Annotated in this window: 20 protein-coding genes and 1 pseudogene; 12 read left to right on the top strand and 9 right to left on the bottom strand. The window is 60.4% G+C overall.

Features of this window, described 5'->3' with window-relative positions; translation table 11 throughout:
- Window positions 1–25 precede the first annotated feature (25 nt).
- The 4 genes from BN1800_RS24185 to BN1800_RS24200 form a co-directional block, all read right to left on the bottom strand.
- Window positions 26–490 carry a nuclear transport factor 2 family protein gene (locus tag BN1800_RS24185; RefSeq protein WP_087001485.1) on the bottom strand — a complete coding sequence of 155 codons (465 nt, stop codon included), beginning with the start codon at window positions 488–490 and terminating at the stop codon, window positions 26–28.
- 69 nt (window positions 491–559) lie between these two features.
- On the bottom strand, window positions 560–1,108 hold the full coding sequence (locus BN1800_RS24190) for a carboxymuconolactone decarboxylase family protein (protein WP_087001486.1): 549 nt from the start codon (window positions 1,106–1,108) through the stop codon (window positions 560–562).
- Between the two features lie 130 nt (window positions 1,109–1,238).
- Window positions 1,239–3,305 (bottom strand): 2Fe-2S iron-sulfur cluster-binding protein, encoded by a 2,067-nt coding sequence (locus BN1800_RS24195; RefSeq protein WP_087001487.1) that lies wholly within the window; start codon window positions 3,303–3,305, stop codon window positions 1,239–1,241.
- 58 nt (window positions 3,306–3,363) lie between these two features.
- The gene (locus BN1800_RS24200) at window positions 3,364–3,975 is read right to left on the bottom strand and encodes a glutathione S-transferase family protein (RefSeq protein ID WP_087001488.1); all 612 of its coding nucleotides are present in this window, start codon (window positions 3,973–3,975) and stop codon (window positions 3,364–3,366) included.
- Window positions 3,976–4,624: 649 nt separating this feature from the next.
- Between BN1800_RS24200 and BN1800_RS24205 the strand changes: the two genes are divergently transcribed.
- A complete protein-coding gene (locus tag BN1800_RS24205) occupies window positions 4,625–5,083 on the top strand; it encodes a mobile mystery protein A (protein WP_087001489.1) in 459 nt (152 codons plus the stop codon).
- A complete protein-coding gene (locus BN1800_RS24210; RefSeq protein ID WP_087001490.1) occupies window positions 5,080–5,682 on the top strand; it encodes a mobile mystery protein B in 603 nt (200 codons plus the stop codon). Before BN1800_RS24205 ends, BN1800_RS24210 begins: the two co-directional genes overlap by 4 nt.
- A gap of 272 nt (window positions 5,683–5,954) precedes the next feature.
- On the opposite strand, the pseudogene BN1800_RS42710 reads toward BN1800_RS24210, so the two are convergent.
- Window positions 5,955–6,053 (bottom strand): annotated as a pseudogene (locus BN1800_RS42710) (LysR family transcriptional regulator); the annotation flags it as partial.
- A 267-nt stretch (window positions 6,054–6,320) separates the two neighbouring features.
- Between BN1800_RS42710 and BN1800_RS24215 the strand changes: the two are divergent.
- Window positions 6,321–7,310, top strand: coding sequence for an AraC family transcriptional regulator (locus BN1800_RS24215; RefSeq protein WP_087001491.1), 990 nt, complete (start codon window positions 6,321–6,323; stop codon window positions 7,308–7,310).
- Window positions 7,311–7,368: 58 nt separating this feature from the next.
- Window positions 7,369–8,577 carry an MFS transporter gene (locus BN1800_RS24220; protein ID WP_087001492.1) on the top strand — a complete coding sequence of 403 codons (1,209 nt, stop codon included), beginning with the start codon at window positions 7,369–7,371 and terminating at the stop codon, window positions 8,575–8,577.
- Window positions 8,578–8,807: 230 nt separating this feature from the next.
- Here BN1800_RS24220 and BN1800_RS24225 read toward each other — a convergent pair whose 3' ends face one another.
- Both BN1800_RS24225 and BN1800_RS24230 read right to left on the bottom strand, forming a co-directional pair.
- On the bottom strand, window positions 8,808–9,935 hold the full coding sequence (locus BN1800_RS24225; protein WP_087001493.1) for an NADH:flavin oxidoreductase: 1,128 nt from the start codon (window positions 9,933–9,935) through the stop codon (window positions 8,808–8,810).
- Between the two features lies 1 nt (window position 9,936).
- Window positions 9,937–10,338 carry a RidA family protein gene (locus tag BN1800_RS24230; RefSeq protein ID WP_425299061.1) on the bottom strand — a complete coding sequence of 134 codons (402 nt, stop codon included), beginning with the start codon at window positions 10,336–10,338 and terminating at the stop codon, window positions 9,937–9,939.
- A 132-nt stretch (window positions 10,339–10,470) separates the two neighbouring features.
- Here BN1800_RS24230 and gcvA point away from each other — a divergent pair, with 132 nt between their 5' ends.
- The gene (gene gcvA, locus BN1800_RS24235) at window positions 10,471–11,364 is read left to right on the top strand and encodes a transcriptional regulator GcvA (RefSeq protein ID WP_087001494.1); all 894 of its coding nucleotides are present in this window, start codon (window positions 10,471–10,473) and stop codon (window positions 11,362–11,364) included.
- A gap of 210 nt (window positions 11,365–11,574) precedes the next feature.
- Here the strand turns inward: gcvA and BN1800_RS24240 are convergent, their stop codons facing one another.
- Together BN1800_RS24240 and BN1800_RS24245 are read right to left on the bottom strand one after the other, a co-directional pair.
- Window positions 11,575–12,075: a GFA family protein gene (locus BN1800_RS24240; protein WP_087001495.1), complete on the bottom strand. Its 501-nt coding sequence runs from the start codon at window positions 12,073–12,075 to the stop codon at window positions 11,575–11,577.
- 151 nt (window positions 12,076–12,226) lie between these two features.
- Window positions 12,227–13,111 (bottom strand): LysR substrate-binding domain-containing protein, encoded by an 885-nt coding sequence (locus BN1800_RS24245; protein WP_087001496.1) that lies wholly within the window; start codon window positions 13,109–13,111, stop codon window positions 12,227–12,229.
- 127 nt (window positions 13,112–13,238) lie between these two features.
- On the opposite strand from BN1800_RS24245, the gene BN1800_RS24250 reads away from it, so the two are divergent.
- The 7 genes from BN1800_RS24250 to BN1800_RS24285 all read left to right on the top strand — a co-directional run.
- Complete coding sequence (locus BN1800_RS24250; RefSeq protein WP_087001497.1) at window positions 13,239–14,846, top strand: ABC transporter substrate-binding protein; 1,608 nt, start codon at window positions 13,239–13,241, stop codon at window positions 14,844–14,846.
- 67 nt (window positions 14,847–14,913) lie between these two features.
- Window positions 14,914–16,317 (top strand): class-II fumarase/aspartase family protein, encoded by a 1,404-nt coding sequence (locus tag BN1800_RS24255; protein ID WP_051336816.1) that lies wholly within the window; start codon window positions 14,914–14,916, stop codon window positions 16,315–16,317.
- Window positions 16,317–17,297 (top strand): ABC transporter permease, encoded by a 981-nt coding sequence (locus BN1800_RS24260; RefSeq protein ID WP_087001498.1) that lies wholly within the window; start codon window positions 16,317–16,319, stop codon window positions 17,295–17,297. The genes BN1800_RS24255 and BN1800_RS24260 overlap by 1 nt, the downstream gene beginning before the upstream one ends.
- Entirely contained in the window at window positions 17,294–18,505 is a 1,212-nt protein-coding gene (locus BN1800_RS24265) for an ABC transporter permease (RefSeq protein ID WP_027513197.1), read from the top strand. Before BN1800_RS24260 ends, BN1800_RS24265 begins: the two co-directional genes overlap by 4 nt.
- A 12-nt stretch (window positions 18,506–18,517) precedes the next feature.
- Window positions 18,518–19,486, top strand: a complete 969-nt coding sequence (locus BN1800_RS24270) for an ABC transporter ATP-binding protein (RefSeq protein ID WP_087001499.1) — start codon at window positions 18,518–18,520, stop codon at window positions 19,484–19,486.
- A 12-nt stretch (window positions 19,487–19,498) separates the two neighbouring features.
- Window positions 19,499–20,482, top strand: coding sequence for an ABC transporter ATP-binding protein (locus tag BN1800_RS24275; RefSeq protein ID WP_425299063.1), 984 nt, complete (start codon window positions 19,499–19,501; stop codon window positions 20,480–20,482).
- A 656-nt stretch (window positions 20,483–21,138) separates the two neighbouring features.
- Window positions 21,139–21,524, top strand: a 386-nt coding sequence (locus BN1800_RS24285) for a protein tyrosine phosphatase family protein (protein WP_087001501.1), incomplete at its 3' end; no start/stop codon positions are given.

Below are 21,524 nucleotides of genomic sequence, written 5' to 3' on the forward strand. Positions count from 1 at the left end.
GTGATCTCTGCAATGCGCGTCTCGCCTAGAAACCAAAGTCGCTCAGGCCCGGATAATCATCCGGCCGACGACCGAGCGGCCAGCGGAACTTGCGGTCCGCTTCCGTGATCGGGTGTTCATTGATACTTGCGTGGCGCGCCTGCATCAGCCCATCCTCGGCGAATTCCCAGTTCTCGTTGCCATAGGCACGAAACCACTGCCCGCTGTCGTCGCGGTATTCGTAGGCATAGCGAACGGCGATGCGGTTGCCCTGGAACGCCCAAAGCTCCTTGATCAGGCGGTAATCCAGCTCACGGTGCCATTTGCGCGTCAGGAAGGCTTCAGCCTCTGCGCGGCCTATCAGAAACTCCGCGCGATTGCGCCAGCGCGTGTCGATCGTATAGGCGAGCGCCACCTTGGCGGCATCGCGGCTATTCCAGCCATCCTCGGCTAGGCGGACCTTTTCAATGGCAGTCTGTTCATCAAAAGGAGGAAGTGGCGGACGAGACATGGGTCAATCCCTTGGGGTTTAAGAACGGGTGGTTGGGTGGCCGCTGACAGTCGACCACCCGTCAGTCGGTCATGCTGCAAGGCGATCGATGCGGGGGAAATCGATCTCTGTGTTCAGAGCTTCGTTGACGTAGTTCGTGAACGTGTTCAGCGCGACATGCGCGATGATGTCGACAATTTCCGCATCGCTGTAACCGACGGCGCGAACCTTTTCGACTCCGCCGAGTGCCACAGAGCCGCGAGCGTCGACAAGGGCGCGGGCGAATTCGACAGCGGCGGCGGCCTTCGGATCATTCGAGGTGCCGCGGCGGTTCGCTTCGATCTCGCTCTCGTCCAGCTTGGCGAACTTTGCGCCGGTATAGGTGTGCGCTGACAGGCAGTAGTCGCAGCCATTGGCCTCGGCCATGGTCAGTGCGATCCGCTCGCGGGTGGCCGGAGCCAGCTTCCCCTTTCCGAGCGCGCCTTGCAGCGCGGTCAGACCGTTCAAAGCGGCAGGGCTGTTCGACACCAGCCGGAAGATGTTCGGCACGGAGCCGATCTGCTTCTGAATGGCTTCCAGGATGGGGCGGGAAGCTTCCGGTGCATCCCTTATAGTAGCAGGTGTGGGAGTGCGTGACATATCTATCTCCTTGATTTTAGTAACGAAAGGCTATCCTTTTCGTCACGATCAAGATGCTTCGGTTTTGCCCAATGATGAACGTCGAAAAAAGAGGAAGATACTCTTGCGTCGGACGCATCAATGACGAGCGTTAGAGTTCGAGCTGGATCCTGTTTTCCTCGTCGGTTTCCTGTTCAGCAGGGACGGCCGAGCACAGCAACACTTCGCCTTCGGCGATCGCCGCCGTTGGCTCCCTGATATAGGTCACCGCACCCGTGGTGAGCTTTGTGCGGCAGGTTCCGCAACTGCCTTGCCGGCAACTGAACTCCGGGTTCAGGCCGCGCGCTTCCGCAAGTTCCAGCAGGGTGCCCGACTCAGGGGTCCAGTGCGCCTCCTTCAACGACCCCATGAAGGCAACCGGCACTGGCTTTGTGGATGGTGGTCGGCGGCTCTGCGCGGTCACCCCGGTGTCGATCGTTCGCTTCAAGGATGAAGGGCCGAAGGCTTCCGCGTGTATCCGACCATCTGCGATGTTATAGCCTCGCAACCCATCATAGAGCGCCTGGGTGAACTGCGGCGGCCCGCAGACGTAGAACTCATAATCGTTGAACGGCAGGTGGCGGGAAAGCAGCGCCATGTCGATGCGCCCGATGGCGTCGTAGTCTGCGCCTTCTTCCGCACCACTTGCGTCGCTCAAGACCCGGATGAGCCTGACGACCCCCTGCCCTGCATTGACAAGCTCGGCGATTTCCCTGTCGAACGGCCGCTCCTGCTTGGAACGCGCCGCATGGAAAAGGATGATCGGACGGATGCGCTGCTTGCGAAGCCCCTCGTAAACAACGTGGCGCAGCATGGCGAGCATGGGCGTAATCCCTACGCCGCCGGCAAGCAGCACCGCCGGCCGAGTAGCACGGGCATCGATGGTAAAATCGCCGGCTGGCGCGCGCGTTTCGATGGTGTCGCCAACGTGAATGACGTCGTGCAAGTGGTGCGACACAAGGCCGTCGCGCTTGACACTGATGCGGTAGACACCGTCCGAAGGAGCGGCGGACAAAGTGTAAGTTCGGATGACAGGCTTGTCGACGCCCGGGACGGTCAAGCGGATAGGCAGATGTTGTCCAGCAACATGCGGCAGCAACCCCGCTCCATCGCCAGGCTGCAGGTGAAACGAGCGGATCGAAGCACTTTCCTCGACGATCTTCGTCACCGTCAGGGCGCGCCACTGATTGGCGAGCTCCGTGGCACGCAGCCGATCGGCGGCCCGCGCCCAGTCGCCGGTCATCAACGAGTTCGCAGACCATCCGTCTTCCCGGAAGGCCCAGCGCAGCGCCAAGGCGTTGCGCCGGCGAACGATCCGGCGTGCCTTGAAGGTCCACAGCCGCTCGGCACCCTGGAAGGCGGCGATCTCTGGCGAATCCAGGATGACCTCGGCGTTACCCGTCATCTGCAGCATGTCGCCGTTTGCGTAATCGATGAAGAGTAGCCCTGCCTTGCCGTTCAACAGGATGTTGCCGAGCGTAGAGAAGAAGAGATTGCCATCGAAGTCGGGAATGGTCAGCGTCCCGTCATCTGCAACGCGAACGAAGCCAGCCTTGCCGCCGCGATGCGACACGTCGACCTGGCGCCGATCTTCGCGATCGACATAAGACGATACGAAAAACGCATCTGCCGACACGATCATATTGCGTGCAGCATCATCGAGCGCGGGCAGATCTTCGATCGTGCCGGAGAAGGTTTCGCCCGGATCACGAACGAATTCAAAATCACGCAGCTGGATGTAACGCGGGCAGTTTCCGAAACTCTGGTCGACATCAATCCGGATACCTTCGGGTGAGGTGGAGACGATCCCGTTCATACGATTGCGGCGGCGGGTGTGCATCTCCATGCCGAGAAGGCCGATTGGCTGACTCTGTGATATACCTTCGCTAGCGGGATCACTGGCATCGCTTTTTGCCGCGATGTTCAGGATGGTTGACGACGGAGAGGACATGAACCCGGGCCGACCTTCGAGGAAGGTCGCCCAGGCATCGCCACGGTTATCGACACTGCCCACAACGATGTAAGGCAGCTGAGCGTAAAAATCGCGGTGTTGATCGGGCATGAAGTCGCGGATTACGCGCTGGCCGACAGAAGCCATCCGCTCGGCGACGCCCACCTTCTGCTGAAGCAACAGCTCGCCCTCGTGCCAGACGGGCAACGTCGTCAAAGTCTTGCTCATTTCCGTCTCCCCAAAATAAATGGAACGGGCGCACGTAGCCGCACGCCCGGATCAGGCGTCAGGCGGCAAGGCCGGCGGGCGTTTGAACGAAGGCAATGAAGCCCGGTAGAGCTTCGATACGACGGAGAAATGCATCGACCGCGGGATAGGTGGAGAGATCGACATTCCCCTCCGGCGCGCGAGCCACGTAGCTGTAGATCGCAACATCCGCGATCGTTGGCCCACCACCAACAAGCCAGTTACGATCGGCGAGATGGCTTTCGAGCCGACCCAGCAGTGTATAGGCGCGGCCGATAACTTCTTCAGGATTAAACTTGGCCCCGAAGACGGTAATCAACCGTGCTGCCGCAGGGCCATAGGCGACTTCGCCGGCGGCAACCGAAAGCCAGCGCTGAACAGCGGCGGAGCCCTGAGCGTCTTCTGGAAGCCAATCGGTCCGGGCAGCTTTCTTTGCGAGATAGACCAGGATGGCGTTGCTATCGGAGATGACAACGCCATCGTCTTCCAGCACCGGCACCTGCCCAAACGGGTTCAGCTTCAGAAACTCAGGCTTCTTGTGCGCACCTGCCTTCAGGTCGACCTCAACCAGTTCGTGAGGCAAGCCAAGCAGCGAGACGAACAGGCGGGCTCGGTGAGCGTGACCCGACAGCGGATGATGATAAAGTCTCATTGTGTGCTCCTGCGAAATTCTGAACGGGTCCATTCCCGATCTGCATTGCGAAAGTGCTATAGTCGGCCGTCCATGAGAACGGCCGAGTTTCGCAGTTCATAATTGCAGCTGACGCAACAATCCCGGGGAACCGACCATTCCACGGGCTTGATGCGCTTTAACGCGCGCCGGCGCGACACGATCGCCAACCGGCGTCCAAGCCGGTATTGGTTAAAGGGCCGACCAAGTCTTTCTGCTGAAGTGAAGTTCCTCGAGCACTTTCTGGCGAATAGCCTGGGCTCATAATGTCGGTCACGATGGTGTGCAACTGACCTTCCTGCCGTCTCAAGAGCGACGCAGCGCAGCCTTCAAGCCCCCGATCTGTATATCAAGCCCAAAACGCTGATCGGCATTGGGCTCCGGCAATGAGCGACGAATAAGTGGGCGTATGCCGTCCTCAGAACCACGCCGTGCCCTAGGTCGTAAGGACTGCCACTGCGATAATCCTGCTTACGGCATGGCTGACTTTCCAGCATAATGCGTCTGTCGTGGGGGCTGGGCTAACTTGTCGGCTCCACCAAGATCGTCAATAGATATATTGACGCTTTACCTTTGAATGTATAGTTTTGTGTTGACGAAACGACTTAATCCGTCAACATATGGGTATCCAATGAGCGTGAAGCAAACCGTACGTCGGCAGTATCAGGCGATTGTAGATACCGCGCTTGGAAACGATATCGAGATACCGGCTGAAGGCTGGATCCGAACGGTGCGTAAAGCTTTGGGCATGTCGGGCGCGCAGCTCGCCAAGAAAATGGGCGTCACGCGCGCGCGTATCGCGCAGGCCGAAAAAGCCGAGCTTGATGGCGGTGTGACCCTGAAGTCCATGGAGGCGACTGCCGAAGCGATGGGTTGCCGCTTCGTCTACGCCTTCGTCCCACCTCAGACGATCGAAAATGTCATCATCGCCCAGGCCAGGAAAAAAGCACAAGCGATCGTCGGTAGTGCCGCAAAGCATATGGCGCTGGAAGACCAAACTGTTTCGCACAACCGGACCCAGCAGGAAGTCGCTCGCCTGATGAATGAGCTGATGTACCAGATGCCCTCCGATTTCTGGGAGGATAAGTGACCTTTGAGTTCGAATATCCCGATGGTGCGACCCCTCTCGACCCAAACGAAGTCGGTGGGCTGAAATTCAAGCATCTTAAAACGCAGAGTGAGTTGGACGAGCTCGAACAGGCGAACATCGCTTCTGGGCTGCGCTGGATTTCTCGTATGCGCCGAAAAGATATTCTGACCGATGATTTTGCAATCGAGCTTCATCGGCGGCTTTTTGGCGATGTTTGGAATTGGGCGGGCACATTTCGCAAAACGGGGAAAAACATTGGTATCGATCCCGTGCAGATAGGAGCCCAACTGCGGGGGCTCATAGATGATGCCCGGTATTGGGCTGATAACAACACGTACTCTGCGATCGAGGCGGCTGTCCGGCTACATCATAAGCTGGTGTTCATTCATCCGTTTCCGAACGGTAATGGCCGGCATGCGCGCATCATGGCGGACGTCGTTCTTGAAAAGATATATGGAGCCGAACCTATCGACTGGACATCGGGCTCCGATCTTCAAAAGATGAGCGAGAGACGCGCCGCCTATATTGAGGCGCTGAAAGCGGCAGATAATTACGATATGGAGCCGCTGCTGGCTTTTGTGGCGCCCGGAGTCTCTTGACTTCCTGCGACGCATTTCACCTCGACCCCAAAGCGGTCGCCGGAGGATGACGCGAGACGCCAATATCGCATCACCCTTTGACCGGTATCATGCAGCTCAACGACTGTCGTTTCGGCGAAGTCGCTCAAAGCTCTTAACGACGCTGACCTTAGTTGATGACGACCAGGAGGCGGCGCGCCGCCGCTCTGCTGGAAATTCCGGTGTGAACATCTCCCTCGCCCGAACCTCCGGAAGGGGCCGCTCACGATCCTACGCGCTCGAATCTGACGGCTTCAGGCGCGATGGCGAAGCGAATCCACAACGAGCTTGAATGCCGCCGAAAGCTGGCGCCGGCTTGGATAGTACAGGTGGTACCCCGCAAAAGGCTCGCACTAATCTTCCAGGACCTACCGCTACCTCAAAGCCAGCGGTGATGGTCGCATCATCAACTTTGGCTCCATCGCCGGTGTTGCCGGACTGCCCGGCTACGATCCCTACAATATGGCCAAGGAACCCGTAATCCATCGGCTGACAGCATGAGAGAGGCCGGTGCTGGCCGCGATCACGCTCGAATTCACAGAAAATACCGCTGCCGGAAACAATCGCCTCGCGATACGATCGTGCTTGCATGCCAGACGCTCGAGACCTAAATTGACTAAATGCTTGACCATTCGTCTCGACCGTTGTCGCCGTCAAATATCCCAATGGATGCGCTAAGCGAAGTGCTACAAGACTTTCGCTTGAGTGGCGTCAACTATGGGCGCTGCGAACTCAGACATCCATGGAGCATCGCCTTTCCGCAACAACAGTTACTTCGTTTTCACTTCGTGAGCCAGGGTCCGTGCTGGATCCATACCGAAGCGCAAGGGTGGCAGGAGTTGAACGATGGAGATCTGGTGCTGCTGCCGCAAGGTATCGCGCATCGATTAGCCAGCGCGCCAGATGTTGAGGGCGACTGCCTCAAAAGCTGTCAGATAACAAGGTTGGGCAGCAACGTCTGCGAAGTGGTGCGGGAAGGAACGGGTGCGACCAGCACCCTCTTCTGCGGCTCCATGACTTTGAGCGCGTATGCGCTTAATCCTTTGATCGCCTTGATGCCGCCAATGATCAAGGGCTGCGATGTAGCCGGCAATGACCCGATCGTTCGTCCCCTGCTGGCGGCGATGACGGCGGAGGCTTCACAGCCTCAGATGGGTAGCGCGACCGTCCTATCGCGTATGGCAGACTTGCTCGCAGCGCGGCTTATCCGCTGCTGGGTAAATTGCAGCGGCGCCTCGACCACCGGCTGGCTCGCCGCGATCCGCGACCCCCACATCGGCCGTGTGTTGGCAGCCATGCACCGGGACCCCGGCCATAACTGGACCCTCGAAAGCCTCGCGGCCGTGGCAGGCCAGTCGCGCTCGATCTTTGCCGAGCGCTTCAGCGCTATCTTAGGAGAAGGCGCGGCACGTTATCTTGGCCGTCTGCGGATGCAGCTTGCCCGCGAGTTGCTGGGCCAAGGTGGCATGTCAGTTGCCGAAGTTGCTTCCCGATTAGGTTATGAGTCGGAGGCATCTTTCGCTCGCGCCTTCAAGCGCATCACCAGCGTGTCACCGGGCATTGTGCGCCGCACAAGTTCTGGACGAATGGACATGAATTTCGGATTGTAAGACACATATCATCCTAGGAAGTTCGTCTATGAAATCTCCGAACGTAGGAGATAATTCAATGACGGACACGACATCAGAACTCGCCGACGCGGCGATAGACTTTGATACCGCCGAGCCAGCCGCCTGGAGCGCCGCGACTTGGTTTGCCGTTCTTTCGATGGCGGCAACCAGCTTTGCGCTGGTATCGGCTGAGTTCCTGCCGGCGGGCCTGTTGACGCCAATGGCGCGCGATCTCGGGATTACTGAGGGAACAGCCGGACAGGTCGTCACCGCTACCGCTTCCGTCGGCGCCGTGACGGCCCTATTGAGCAATGTTCTCATTGGCAGACTGAACCGCAAGGCGGTGCTGGTCGGTCTTAGTGCATTGGCGATCGGATCCAATATTCTTGCAGCGCTAGCGACCGATTTTTGGCTATTGTTGTTGGGACGGGCCGGGCTAGGCATCGCGCTTAGCGGTTTCTGGGCGCTTTCAGTCGCGGTCGTGGCGAGATTGGTTGGCGCAAATGCGACAGGTCGGGGCATGGCTATTGTCACCCTCGGCGTCTCGCTCGCCACCATAGCTGCGCCATCGATGGGCGCTTTGATCAGCGATTGGCTGGGATGGCGAATCGCCATGGCGATGACCGCCGGACTTGCCGCACTTGCGATGGTGTTGCAGGCGCTCAGCTTGCCAACGCTGCCCGCAAGCACAAGCAACAGCCTCGCCGACGTGTTCCGGCTGACAGGCCGGCGTGGCGTTCAACTGGGAATGCTTGCCATCCTTTTGCTGATGACAGGGCATTTTGCCGGCTCGGTTTATGTGCGTCCCTTCCTGGAACAAGTGACGCGTCTTGAAACCGAATCGATTGCCTTGGCGCTGCTTGGGTTCGGTATCGCCTCTGTGATCGGTAACGTCGCCGGTGGCCGAATGGCCGACGCAAGTATCCGCCTGGCGCTTGGTGTAACCGCCACGCTGATGGCGGTTGCGGCGCTCGCCTTGGTGCTTTGGGGTCCTCATACAGGCGTTGCATTCGCCTTCGTTTCACTTTGGGGCTTCGCGTTCGGCATGGCGCCGGTGGTGCTGCCGACCAATCTGTCCCGCGGAGCACCTGACGCGCTGGAGGCAGCGGGGAGCCTGATGGTCGTCTCTTTTCAGGTCGCCATCAGTATTGGCGCGGTTTTCGGCGGCTATGTCGTCGATCACTACGGCGCTGTCGGCCCCTTGACCCTTACCGCCGTCCTAGCCGCATCGACGGTCGCCTTGGCGCTGCTGCAGCCTCGCAGCTGATCTTCGCCTTCCGGGTTGAGCAAGTGCGACCTCTCGTTGACTGGCAAGCGTCCCCGAGAGCTGGACACTCGTATAATACGTCGCCTTGAAGGCGAATAGAACCAACGACCCTGTTGTTACAATAGGCCTCGTCTCAAATTCCCCTATGCCGACAGTCCGCTTCCGGCGCTGGTGCGATGGAAGCGGACTCTACCGGGTCGTCGCGCGGGAATGCTTCGGCTGGACCGATGCTATTTAGTCGACTGGACACGATCGGCGTTGTCGAGGTCGGCGAGGGGCGACAATATCCGGCGGTCGAACTCGGCGAGCGCTGTACCCTGCGCGACGCGATGCGGCCAGTCTGCATGCGTCAGCGCGCCGCGGCCGAGCGTGATCATGTCAACCCGATGCTCAGATAGTAGTTCGGTCGCGCGCTCAGGATCATGAAGCGATCCGTTCGCCAGTACCGGCAGGCCGCTATGGTGCTTGGCTAGGCTGGCGAGGCTGGGGCCGTCGGTGAAGGCTGGGCGCCACGCCTCGAACTCGGTGGTGTGGAGATAGTCGATCGGAAGCCGGCCCAGCAGGCCGTAGATTTCGGCTGCTTCGTCCTCGCCACGCCATTTGTGGACGAAGTCGTTGACCTTGCCCTGGGAACTCCGCACGCCAACAGTGGAGTCCGGGCCAACCGCAGCGCGAACCGCCTCGACCGTCTCCAGCGTGATCCGCAGGCGTGCCGCAGCCCCGCCGCCATAGGCGTCCGTGCGAATGTTGACGCCTTCGGTCAGGAACTGGTCGAGCAGATAGCCATTGGCGCCGTGGATCTCCACGCCGTCGAAACCAGCTTCGCACGCCCGGACCGCGGCCGCAGCAAAACCCGCGATCGCCTCGTCAATTTCGGCCTTGGTCATCTCGACTGGTAGCGGATACACCCCCGATCCACGATAGAACGCCATTTGATGCCCGGCCGGTCGGATCGCCGACGGACCGCGCGTGTCGTCGCGGAAGCGATTGCCCTGGCCGAGCGCACCGGCGTGCATGAGTTGCGCGACGAAGCGCGCGCCGCCCGCATGGACACGCTCGACGATCGGCTTCCAGGCATCGCGCTGTACGTCATCCGACAGGCCGGGCTGGAAGAGATAGCCCTGCGAGAAGAGCTGATCGGTGTAGAGACCCTCGGTGATGACGAGGCCGAAGCCGCCCTCGGCAAAGCCGCCATAATAGTCGCTCATACGAGCCGTGGCATGGCCAGCCTCAGTGGCGCTGACCCGGGTCATCGGCGCAACCGCGAGCCGGTTGCGGATTTCCAATTGCCCGATCTTCAGCGGATTGAAGAGGCGCGCCGTGTCGGCGCGCTCCCCGGTGGATGCGGACGCGTCCATGTCACTTGCCCTCCGCATCGCGGATCGCGGCGATCGCCTCGATCTCGATCATCACGTCGGGATTGTAGAGCGCCTTGACCTCGGCGATCGTGTCGGCCGGATAGGGTTCGGAGAAGAATTTCCGGCGCAGCTCGACCACCTCTTGGAAATTGCCCATGTCGGTAACGAAGATCGTCACCTTAATGACGTCCTTGAGGCTCGATCCGCCGGCCTTCAGCGCGCGACGCAGATTGGCGAACGCCTGTTCGCCCTGCGCGCGGAAACCGCCTTCGACGATCTTTCCGTCCTCGCCCGCGCCAGCCTGACCGGAGATGAAGAGCAGATTGCCGAACCTGATCCCCTGCGATAGCAGGAAGGGCGCATAATTGTCCGGCGTGGTGAATACACGTTCCAGTTTCATCATTTTACTCCTTCGCATTTGGGGCTACGGTGAAGAAAAACTAACCGATACCCAGGTTGATGACTGGAAGATCGTGCGTTAAAGCTCTGACGACAAACTCCAAATCGTCATCCGATAGATTAGGTGAATTCATCCATGATCCGACGCCTCCCGCCTTTGTCCGCGCTTCGCGCCTTCGAGGCCGCTGCGCGCCATGGCAGCTTCAAGCGGGCGGCGAGCGAACTGGCGGTGACGCCCACGGCGGTCAGCCATCAGATCCGCGCGCTAGAGGAACATGTCGGGATCGCCTTGTTCGAGCGGCGTACCCGGCAGGTCGTGCTGACCGATGCCGGGGCACAGCTCTATCCTGTGTTGCGGGACGGCTTCGATGCGTTTGCGGAGGTAATCGAGCGCCTCACGCGCCGCCGGAGTCGCGCGCAGGTGACGATTTCCGCCACAATCGCCTTCACGGCGCGTTGGCTCGTCCCGCGCGTGACCGCTTTCCGCGCGCTGCATCCGAATATCGACCTGCAACTTCAGGCGTCCGACGAAGTGGTCAATCTCGACTCCGTCGGGGTCGATATCGCGATCCGCTATGGTACGGGCCCTTATCCGAGCTTTTCCGTCACGCCCCTGTTCGCGGATCGCTTTGCGCCGGTCTTCAACCCGATGCTGAAGGTCGCGAGCGTTGCCGATTTCGCTCAGTGGCCGCTGATCGACTTCCAATGGCGGCGGCGGCATCCCGACAATCCGACATGGTCGCGCTGGTTCGCCGAAGCTGGGTTGCCGGAACCCAGGGAGCCCGCCCAACTCCGATTCTCCGATGAGAGCCATGCGATCCAGGCGGCGGTCGCCGGGCAAGGGATCGCGCTGGCCAGCCTGGCGCTGGTGAAGGATGAACTCGCGGCTGGCCAACTGGTGCAACCGTTCGGCCCATTGATCGCCGGCTTCCGTCATCACGTTCTGACACGGCCAGGTGAGTCAGCACCCGAGATTGCTGCCACCGTGCAGTGGCTACAGGCCGAAGCCGCAGTTGCCCTCTACCCGTGAAGCTGAACGAATGGCCGCTTCTGGGTGCAGGACACCAGTGCTGACATCGGAAGCTGACGGGCTGCTTCGAGGCAGCTAAAGAGCAGACCTTCAGGCACCCTGCGTGCATCATCTTGAAAGTAAGCCGTTGCTGTCGTCGGTTTCCGGCACGACGGCTTTTCGGAATAGCAGCAACGGACAGCGCCGCACCTGCAACCGCAGGAATAGGACTCAGCCTTCACGCCCCCTCACCGCCCATGAGGTGGTATCGTGATCGGGGTGCTGGTTGTTGCTCTCCTTGATCGCCGCGGCCCAGTCGGCGCCGTTGCTTTCGGTCGCACCGGTATTTTCTATGCCCGTGATCGTCTCGAACCATGCCACCATGTTCTCGGTGCAGGTATTGGCAAGCGGCGAGAAGGCGTGCGGATCGTCAAGCGAGCCGATCATCAGGTTGGTGCGACCGTTTTCGAGGTGGTGGAAGAACAATGGCGTGCCGCAATTGGCGCAGAAGCCTCGCTCGACAAGCTCCGAGCTCTTCCAGACGCTCGGCTTGCCGCGTGTCCAGGTGAGCGCATCATCGGGCGCAGCGACGAGCGCGGCAAAGATGTTGCCCGAGGCTTTCTGGCACATGCGGCAATGGCAGAGATGCGAATTGTCGAGCATAGCGGTTGCGTGGTAGCGGACGGTACCGCACTGGCAGCCGCCGCTCACTTCCATCTCGATGCGTTTCATTCTTTCTCCTCCTTCAAGAGGCGGGTTTGGGCTTAATCTCTTTTAGGTTTTCGTCTTTTGATCGTCCAGCCTCCCCAGAGCGGATCCGATCACGCCTTCACCAGAAGAATCCAGGTATGTTAGCGCGCCGCGGACTGAACACCGGCCTGTTCTATTCCACAACCGCGTCCCTCAGCCAATTGCGAAAGAATCGGAAACTGTCGGATCGAAGTTTCGGATCGGCGAACATGAAGAAATAGTGCTCATGCACCATGTCTTTCTCAAACAGCGCAACGAGTTGACCATCCGCCAGTTCCTGCTTGACCAGCTTCTGGCGAACAATCGCAATGCCAAGTCCTTCGATTGCGGCCGTCAGTTCCAGGCCGGAGCTTTCGAGATCGATGAAGCGCGTGCTGGAAAAAATTCTTGGAGCGCGCTGCCCCAGCCAACGCTCCCAGTTGCGGGTGAATTCCGCGGAACGAAGCAAAGTATGCCGTTCCAGATCGTCGGGTGTATCGAGGGGTGGCGCGCGGCGAAGATAGGCAGGGCTGCAGACCGGTGTGAGGTCAGCGTCGCCCAATATCTCGCACACGAATCCCTTTTTGCTGATTGCCTCGCCCACATGGATTGCACCGTCCACCCCCTCGACATCATGCCCGCCCGTGACGAATTTTACGACGATGTCGGGACGGCGCGCATAAAGCGTTCCAAGCACCGGCATGATACATTTCTGCAGAAAGACGCGCGGGCTACCGATGACGAGCGGTCGCCGTTCGACGCCGACTGATAGGTCGCTCGTCACCGCGCGTATCTGGCCGAGTGAAACATGGATCTTGTCCCAGTACACTTCGCCGACCGGCGTGAATGTGATCCTTCGATGCGACCGCTCGAAGAGATCGCAACCGAGGAATGATTCAAGATTCTGGATCTGCCGGCTAACTGCGCCGGGTGTCAGACAGAGTTCGTCGGCCGCCTTGGCAATACTCATGTGCCGCCCCACCGATTCGAACACCGGAAGCGAGGTCATGGGTGGCAGGTCCCTACGCCTTGTTTGCATTTGTGTTTTCCTCCCGCCGCCATCTCTATCGTTCAATTGAGAAAAACTCAATCGAGTCCAGAAAAATTCGATTTCTCACCAGATAGTGCGGCGATACGGTCCCACAGAATAAATGGGAGGAGGACCTATGAAAAACTTGTCACTGGCATCTTTTGGCTTTGCGCTCGCAGCCGCGACATCGCTTGTGCCGCTTCCGGCAGCGGCTGAACAATTGCGCGTGGGTGTCGCCGCGCTCGCCACCTCGGTCGATCCGCATTTCCACCGCGCCGGCTACAATTTCGATCTTCGCGAGAACATCTCGGACGCGCTCGTCTACACCAATGGCGTCAACGGCAACGTCGAACCGCGCCTTGCGAAATCATGGGAGATCCAAGGTGATACCAAGTGGGTCATCACGCTCGAGCCGAAGGCGAAGTTCGACGACGGCAATGCGCTCGGAGCCGACGACGTGATCTATTCGATCTGCCGGGTGCGCAATGTGCCCAATAGCCCCGGCCTCTTCAGCAGCTTCATCGCCACGATCGCCGATATCAAGGATGCCGGCGATGGCAAGATCGAGATAGACACCAAGAAACCCGATCCGAACCTGCTGCGCAGCTTGAGTAATATCGGCATCGTCCAGAACTCGACCGGCCGCACGCTGGCCTATGACGCCAAGACCTGCGGTAACGACAACTGGTTAGAGACAGCCGGCTTCAACAGCGGCAAGGTATCGCCCGGCATCGGGCACTACCGCGTCAAGAAGTTCGCGCCCGACGTTGAGATCGAATTAGAGCGCAACGAACAGTATTACGGCACGCCGGCCGCCTACGATTCGGTGCTGGTCAAATCCCTGCCGGACAACAGCGCCCGCATCGCCGCCCTGCTCGGCGGTTCGGTGGATGTCATCAACGCCGTGCCAATCAACAGCATCGACAGCATCCAGTCCTCGGGCAAGTACCACCTGTCGTCCATTCCCTCCACGCTGCTGATCTTCCTGCTGCCCGACCAGGGTCAGGAAAAGACGCCGAAGGTTTCTGGAACCGACGGAAAGAACCCCTTCCTTGACCCGCGCGTCCGCAAGGCGCTCAACCTCGCCATCAACCGCGAGCAGATCGCCGAAACCGTGATGGGCGGCATGGCTCAACCGGCAAGCCAGATCATCGTGGACGGTGTCTTCGGCCATAATCCCGGTCTGCAGCCTTATCGCTACGATCCGCAGGAGGCCAAGCGCCTGCTGGCCGACGCGGGCTATCCGAACGGTTTCTCGATGACGCTGAACGCCCCCAGCGACCGCTACGTCAATGGCGCGCAAGTCGCTCAGGCGGTGACCGCCATGCTCTCGCAGATCGGGCTGAACGTGACGCTCGAGACCTTCCCGTTCAGTATCTACTTCACCAAGGCGAGCGCCTACGAGTTCAGCCTCTATCTGGCCGGTGCCGCCGCCGACACGGGCGAAGGCCTGAGCCAGATGATCAACCTCGCCGGCACCCGAAATCCCGACCGCGGCTGGGGCGGCGCAAACCGTGGGCGTTATTCCAGCAAGGTCACCGACAAGGCGCTTGAAGACGCACAGTCGACGCTGGACGACACAAGGCGGGAAGAACTGATCCTTGCGGCGGTGGCCGAAGTCTACGAGGACGACGGCTATGTGCCGCTCTACCACGAGTTCGGCGTCTGGGGCGTACGCAATGGCGTGCATTACGACCCCAACGCCAACCTGACCAACATCTTCTACACCGCGCGCCCCGAATAAGACGATACCGGCAAGGCTGGCGGGCACGCCGGCCTTGCCTTCTCATTCATGAAAGTGCGAAAGCCAGATGGGTACAGAATTCAACGACGCCCTCACGTCACAATACGACTACCGGGGACTGCGGGACGCTTTTGCTCCGCCGGCCATGTACCAGGCCTTCCTGGATGTCGAAAAGGCTGTAGCGCTCGCTCAGGGAGAGCTCGGCATGATCCCGATCGCCTCGGCGGAGGTGGTCGCTGAACATTGCCGTTACGAGTATCTGGACATGGACCGGCTGGACACGTCGTACCGGACGACCCGTCACCCTCTCATGCCGCTGATCAACGAGCTCGTCCGGCTCTGCGGCCCACAGCACGGTGGCTATGTCCACTGGGGCATCACCACGCAGAACGTCATCCAGACCGGACTGCTGCTGCTCGCCAAGCGTGCCCAGGCGGTGCTGGACGGGCTGCTCGCCGACATCCTGCGCCATCTTGGCCGCCATGCCCGCACCCACGCGAAAACCGTCATGGCGGGGCGCACCCATTACCGTCATGCGGTGCCGATCACCTTCGGCTTCAAGGTCGCGGTATGGATCGACGAATTCCTTCAGGCCTCGGACAGGCTTCGGGAAGCCGAAAAGCGGGCCTTCGTCGTCATAACCGGTGGCGCAGTTGGCTGTTTCTCGGCTCTGGGCAGGCAGGGCCCGGCCTTCCAGTCACGCGTGGCAGCACTTCTCGGCATGGGCGAAATGGCCATTCCCTCGCGGGCGATCCGCACGCATATGTGCGAATATGTCAATGCGCTGAGCCTGACGGCTTCCATCTGCCACAAGATCGCCGAAGAGGTCTACCAGAGTTCCTCCGAGGAGTACGGGGAACTGCACGAAGGTCGTATCGAAGGCACCATCGGCTCCTCCACCATGCCGCAGAAGATCAACCCGATCCTCTGCTACGGCATCATCGCCAACAGCAACAAGCTCTATTCCTGCGCCGGCATGCTGATGGCGACCGCCCATCGCCCGTTCGAATCCGACGGCAGCGCCAACCAGATGTTCGAGGACGGACTGGCAGAGGTGATCAGCGCCATTTCCGAAATCCTCGTGCGGACCGAGCTTCTGGCGCGCGACCTCTATGTTAGTACGGAGCGGATGCGGACCAATCTGGACCTGTCGCACGGGGCGATCTTCGGCGAGTTCGCCATGATGCGGCTTGGCGAGACCCTCGGCAAACACAGGGGCCATGAGTTGGTCCACGATGCCGCCATGGCCGCAGCAGCCGGCAAGGCGCCCTTCCTGGACGAACTGGCACAACTCCCGGGCGGCCAGGCACTGCGCACTGAGATCGAGAACCGGCTTGAGACCGGCAGTACGGGCGGCATATGCGCCGAATATGCGTTGCATTTCGGATCGCTGGTCCAGGATCTTGCGGCGGGGGCGATGCCGACCGTCGAACAGCGCAACATCAACGCCTATCTGAAGGCTGCCCGCTGATGTCCTCCTTCGTGCTGCAGCGCCTGTTGCAAAGCGTGGTCGTGGTCTTTGTGCTGTCGGTCGTGCTGTTCGTCGGAGTGTGGCTGATCGGTAATCCGGCAGACATCCTGATCTCGTCGGAAGCTTCGGAGGCCGACCGGCTGGCCGCCATCACCGCACTCGGGCTCGACAAGCCGCTCTGGCAGCAATACCTGATCTTCCTCGGCAATGCCGTGCAGGGAGACTGGGGCACCTCCTTCGTCTACAAGGAACCCGTCACCAGCATCCTGCTGCAGCGCCTGCCGGCGAGCCTCGAACTCGGTCTGGTGGCCTTCATTATCGCCATTGCCGTTTCCGTGCCGGCCGGGCTTTATTCGGGGCTTAGACCGGAATCGCCGCTCGGGCGTGGCGTCATAGCCTTCTCCCTGATCGGCGTCAGCATCCCCACCTTCTGGCAGGGCATGCTCCTGATCGTCGCCTTCGGCATCGCTCTGCCAATCCTGCCGGTCGGCGACCGGGGTCAGGTGGCGACCCATTTCGGAATCACCACCAGCCTCTGGACGCTCGACGGCTGGTCGCATGTCGTCATGCCTGCTTTCAGCCTGGCGCTCCTCAAGATGTCGCTGCTGATGCGCGTCACGCGCGCCGCGACGATGGAAATCTCCCGCCTCGACTTCGTTAAGTTCGCCTATGCGAAAGGCGTGCGCAGCCGTAAGGTGGTCGTCAGGCATATCCTGCGCAATGCGCTGGTTCCGCTCATCACCGTAACAGGGATCGAACTCGCCAACCTACTGGCCTACGGCGTGATCACCGAAACAGTGTTTTCCTGGCCGGGGCTTGGCAAGCTACTAATCAACTCGATCAAGGTACTGGACCGTCCGCTGATCGTGGCCCAACTCACCTATACGGCGCTATTGTTCATCGCCATCAACTTCATCGTCGACATCCTGCATATGGCCATCGATCCGCGCGTGAAATCCATTCTGAGGCGGGCGGCATGAGCCTAACCGGATTCAACGATTTCGCGCGGCGTTTCGCCGAAAGCCGCACAGCCATCATCTGTCTGCTAATCAGCCTCGTTTTCGTCGTCTGCGCCCTCCTCGCGCCCCTGATCTCGCCAACGGACCCCTACGACCTGACGCAGCTTCAGCTTTCCGATGCGTTGAAGCCCGCCGGCTCGAAGCGCATGGTGCCGGGAGAGGAAGTCCGCGCCAACATCCGCCTCCAGGTGGGTGCGGCCTCCGTCGAACCTGCTTCACCGGCACAGACCCGCAATAGTATCGCGGCCGAGTCCTGCGGAGCGAACTGTCTCGGCGTCGGCGTGCTGCCGGAAGGCACCAAGCTCGCCAGCCTGCAGATCCGCAACTTGCCGGCCGGCGCCACCGTGGAAGGCGGCAAGAAGCATATCGTCCAGCCCTGGTGGACCGTCGACAACCCGGAGGGCGGCAAGGTCAGGATCGTTTCGAACGGCACGCTCCCTGAAAACTTCACCGTCCTCGCCATCGCGAAATCTCTGGAGCAGGAGACGAATTTCGTCTTCCGTCTCGGCACCGACAGCTTCGGCCGCGACATGCTTTCCGCAATCCTCTACGGCATCAGGATCAGCGTCTTCGTCGGGCTGGTGGCGGCAGGCGCCGCAATGGTGCTCGGCACCGGGCTCGGGCTTCTCTCGGCCTGGCGTGGCGGCGTGACAGACGCGATCATCATGCGTGCGGTCGATTTCATGCTCGGCCTTCCCGCCCTGCTCGTCGGGCTTGCGATCCTCGCTATCCTGGGCAACGGCGTCAGCAAGGTCGTGCTCGCCATCGTCATCGTGCAATGGTCCTATTATGCGCGCACGGCCCGATCCTTCGCCATGAGCGAACTCAGCAAGGAATATGTCGAGGCAGCAAGGTGCCTGCGCCTTTCGCCCACACGTATCATGCTGCGCCACGTGCTTCCGAATTGCATGCCGCAGATCATCGTGCTCTTCACGCTCAACATCGCCGCGGCGATCTCGCTCGAATCCTCACTGAGTTTCCTCGGCGTCGGCCTGCCACTCACCAGGCCCTCGCTCGGCATGCTGATCGCCAGCGGCTACGAATTCATCTTCTCGCACAAGTACTGGATCAGCATCTATCCGGGGGTGGTGCTGCTGGTGATGATCGTCGCGATGAACCTGCTTGGAGACCGGTTGCGCGATCTCAACAACCCGCGGCTCGACCGCTAGAGGAGCCGGGCAATGACGGAACCCTTCTTCCAAGTCGACCACCTCAACACCTGGTTCTTCACTCGCCAAGGTGTGGTGAGATCGGTGCGCGACATTTCCTTCGACCTTCGCCGCGGCGAAGTGCTCGGCATCGTCGGCGAATCCGGTTCGGGCAAGTCGGTGACGGGGATGTCGATCATGGGCCAGGTCGATGAGCCGGGCCGCATTGTTTCCGGCTCGATCTCGCTCGATGGTACGGAGCTGACGGTACTCGACTTCGAGGAGATGCGCCGCTATCGCGGCCGGCGGATCGCCATGGCCTTCCAGAACCCCTTGATGACGCTGAACCCGCTGATGCGCGTGCGCGACCAGATGTACGAAGCGATCGGCGAGCACGAGACTGTCTCCCGCAAGGAGAAGCACGAGCGCTGCATCGAGGCGCTGAAGGCAGTGGGTATTCCCTCGCCGGAGGAGCGGCTGAACGCCTATCCGCACGAGATGTCGGGCGGCATGCGCCAGCGCGTCGTCATCGCCACCGCCCTGCTGCTCGGACCGGACATGATCATCGCCGACGAGCCGACGACGGCTCTCGACGTGACGATCCAGGCCCAGATCATCTACCATATCCGCCGCCAGATCGATGAACGCGGCCTCGGCATGATCTGGATCACTCACGATCTTTCGACGCTTTCGGAACTCGCCGACCGGATAATGGTCATGTATGCCGGCGCCATGATGGAGATCGGCACGACCGAGGACATCATCGGTTCCCCGCGCCATCCTTACACCCGCAAACTTCTCGATTCCGTTCCCTCTTGCAACATACCAGGAGAGAAGCTGAGGCAGATCCCGGGCAACATGCCCTCGCTGCTTTCGCTCGGAAAGGGCTGTCCCTTCGCCAGCCGCTGCGAGCGGGCGACGGAGATCTGCAGCGAGCCGGTGCCGGCGACGGAGCTATCGGCCACGCACCGCATCTGGTGCTATCATCCATTCGAGGGCTGACGCATGAACGAGATGATCTTCGAAGCAACGGATCTGTCGCGCAGCTTCATAGCGGGACGCAGCGCATTTCGCGATCTCGCGAACCACTTTCTGCGTGACCGCCCGCCCACCGTGCTGCGCGCCGTCGACAACGTCTCGCTCACGCTGCGCAAGGGCGAAACACTGGGCGTCGTCGGCGAATCCGGCTGCGGGAAATCGACACTGGCGCGGATGATCGCCGGCATCCTGCCTGCCTCTTCCGGCGAGCGGCGCTTCCGCGGTGAGCCCTACGACAGCTTCCTGACCCGTAAGCGGGATGCACTGAAAATCCAGATGGTCTTCCAGGATCCGCTTTCCTCTCTCAATCCACGCCTACGCGTCGGCGAGATCGTCGGCGAGGCGGCGGTCCTGCACGGGCTAGTGCCGCGCTCACGGGTGAAGGATTACGTGGTCGACATCCTTGCGCGCGTCGGCCTGCCCGCGGACAGCGTCGGCCGCTACCCTCATCAATTTTCCGGCGGTCAGCGTCAGCGCGTGGGCATCGCCCGGGCGCTGGCAGTGAAGCCCGACATGCTGATCTGCGATGAGGCGGTGGCCGCGCTCGACGTGTCTGTTCAGGCGCAGATCATCAATCTCCTGATGGACATAAGGCGCAACAACGGCCTTGCTATGATCTTCATCAGCCATGATCTTGGCGTCATCCGCCATTTGTGCGACCGGGTAGCCGTAATGTATCTCGGCCGCGTCGTGGAGCTTGCCAAGACCGAGCAGCTCTTCGCATCGCCTGCGCACCCCTATACGCGCATGCTGCTCGACGGCATGCCGAAGATCTCGCTGCAGCGACGTAAGTTCATGCCGATCCAGGGCGAAATCCCCTCGCCGCTCAACCCGCCCTCCGGTTGCCATTTCCATCCCCGCTGTCCAATCGCGACCGAGCATTGCAAGCGGACGCGTCCGGAGTTGCGAGAGATTGCGTCGGGGCACGTTCACGCATGCTTGAATGTCGAAGCTCTATAAGGAGGGGCGGGCTTTGAACGGAAGTTTGGTTGCGTGGGCCTGACTGCACAGAGACTTATAAAATCGACATATCGCACCCTCAAATCGGAATGGTTTCCGCTTCGCGTAGAAAATGGATTACGCACCGTAATCGCGCTGGCCAAGATGGGGCCGATTGCGGACTGGTAGATGTCGAGCTCCCGGCTGAACAAATCTGCCGTTCTTGGCTCAGCGATTTTGATTCAACGGATGACGGCCGGTGTCACCCATCCGCGCTTCACCCGGAAGCATTCACCGACCCAGGTGGCGGAATTTATCGCCGCCTAAGCTAAAGCAGCGGATGGGGGCGCGCTTTACTGCTGCTTCCGTGAAGGCCAATGTGGAAGCATTCGCCTCGAGCGATCGCTCGATTCCCACTCCCGGTCAAGTTCCGCCAGCCTTGTTTCGATCTGATCGGGATGAGCCTCGTACTAGGCGAGCCTCTCCTCCATCTGCCAGCGCAGGCGTCGGTTGATTTCGTCGGATGTCTGGGCGCTCACACGGTTCGCTGTCGGGGCCATGGTGCTTCTCCTCTGCGCCGGAACAACAGGCGAGCACAAAGTTCCGCGCCTGATCTTGAACACATATCATTATACAATATATTAGATCGTATATTGATGCGATACATGGAGCCCGTCATGCCTATCACCGCAATATCCGAGAAAGTGTCGGTCTCGCCACAGCCAAGTGTCGAGGACGTCCGGTCGTTGCGCGACCAAGGATTCACGACGCTCATCAACAACCGACCGGACAACGAGGATCCTTCCCAGCCGGGAACGCAAGCCGAAAGCCAGGAAGCGAAGCAGTGCGACCTGTCCTACGCGTTCATTCCTGTCACGGCGGACACGATCACCGAAGCGGACGTACGTGCCTTTCAGCGGGCGGTCGATGAGTCGGAAGGCCCCGTTCTTGCACATTGCAAGACCGGCAAGCGTTCGCTGAACCTCTACCTCATTGGCGAGGTGATTGATGGTCGGATGTCAGCCGACGAGTTCGTTGAATTCGGACGCAGCCGGGGCTTCGA

The sequence above is a fragment of the Rhizobium sullae genome, assembly GCF_900169785.1.
GTDB lineage: Bacteria > Pseudomonadota > Alphaproteobacteria > Rhizobiales > Rhizobiaceae > Rhizobium > Rhizobium sullae.

What these genes read in the sequence shown, in the direction of transcription:
- BN1800_RS24185 (WP_087001485.1), bottom strand. Translation starts at nt 490, where the DNA reads ATGTCTCGTCCGCCACTTCCTCCTTTTGATGAACAGACTGCCATTGAA.
- BN1800_RS24190 (WP_087001486.1), bottom strand. Translation starts at nt 1,108, where the DNA reads ATGTCACGCACTCCCACACCTGCTACTATAAGGGATGCACCGGAAGCT.
- BN1800_RS24195 (WP_087001487.1), bottom strand. Translation starts at nt 3,305, where the DNA reads ATGAGCAAGACTTTGACGACGTTGCCCGTCTGGCACGAGGGCGAGCTG.
- BN1800_RS24200 (WP_087001488.1), bottom strand. Translation starts at nt 3,975, where the DNA reads ATGAGACTTTATCATCATCCGCTGTCGGGTCACGCTCACCGAGCCCGC.
- BN1800_RS24205 (WP_087001489.1), top strand. Translation starts at nt 4,625, where the DNA reads ATGAGCGTGAAGCAAACCGTACGTCGGCAGTATCAGGCGATTGTAGAT.
- BN1800_RS24215 (WP_087001491.1), top strand. Translation starts at nt 6,321, where the DNA reads ATGCTTGACCATTCGTCTCGACCGTTGTCGCCGTCAAATATCCCAATG.
- BN1800_RS24220 (WP_087001492.1), top strand. Translation starts at nt 7,369, where the DNA reads ATGACGGACACGACATCAGAACTCGCCGACGCGGCGATAGACTTTGAT.
- BN1800_RS24225 (WP_087001493.1), bottom strand. Translation starts at nt 9,935, where the DNA reads ATGGACGCGTCCGCATCCACCGGGGAGCGCGCCGACACGGCGCGCCTC.
- BN1800_RS24230 (WP_425299061.1), bottom strand. Translation starts at nt 10,338, where the DNA reads ATGATGAAACTGGAACGTGTATTCACCACGCCGGACAATTATGCGCCC.
- gcvA (WP_087001494.1), top strand. Translation starts at nt 10,471, where the DNA reads ATGATCCGACGCCTCCCGCCTTTGTCCGCGCTTCGCGCCTTCGAGGCC.
- BN1800_RS24240 (WP_087001495.1), bottom strand. Translation starts at nt 12,075, where the DNA reads ATGAAACGCATCGAGATGGAAGTGAGCGGCGGCTGCCAGTGCGGTACC.
- BN1800_RS24245 (WP_087001496.1), bottom strand. Translation starts at nt 13,111, where the DNA reads ATGCAAACAAGGCGTAGGGACCTGCCACCCATGACCTCGCTTCCGGTG.
- BN1800_RS24250 (WP_087001497.1), top strand. Translation starts at nt 13,239, where the DNA reads ATGAAAAACTTGTCACTGGCATCTTTTGGCTTTGCGCTCGCAGCCGCG.
- BN1800_RS24255 (WP_051336816.1), top strand. Translation starts at nt 14,914, where the DNA reads ATGGGTACAGAATTCAACGACGCCCTCACGTCACAATACGACTACCGG.
- BN1800_RS24260 (WP_087001498.1), top strand. Translation starts at nt 16,317, where the DNA reads ATGTCCTCCTTCGTGCTGCAGCGCCTGTTGCAAAGCGTGGTCGTGGTC.
- BN1800_RS24265 (WP_027513197.1), top strand. Translation starts at nt 17,294, where the DNA reads ATGAGCCTAACCGGATTCAACGATTTCGCGCGGCGTTTCGCCGAAAGC.
- BN1800_RS24270 (WP_087001499.1), top strand. Translation starts at nt 18,518, where the DNA reads ATGACGGAACCCTTCTTCCAAGTCGACCACCTCAACACCTGGTTCTTC.
- BN1800_RS24275 (WP_425299063.1), top strand. Translation starts at nt 19,499, where the DNA reads ATGATCTTCGAAGCAACGGATCTGTCGCGCAGCTTCATAGCGGGACGC.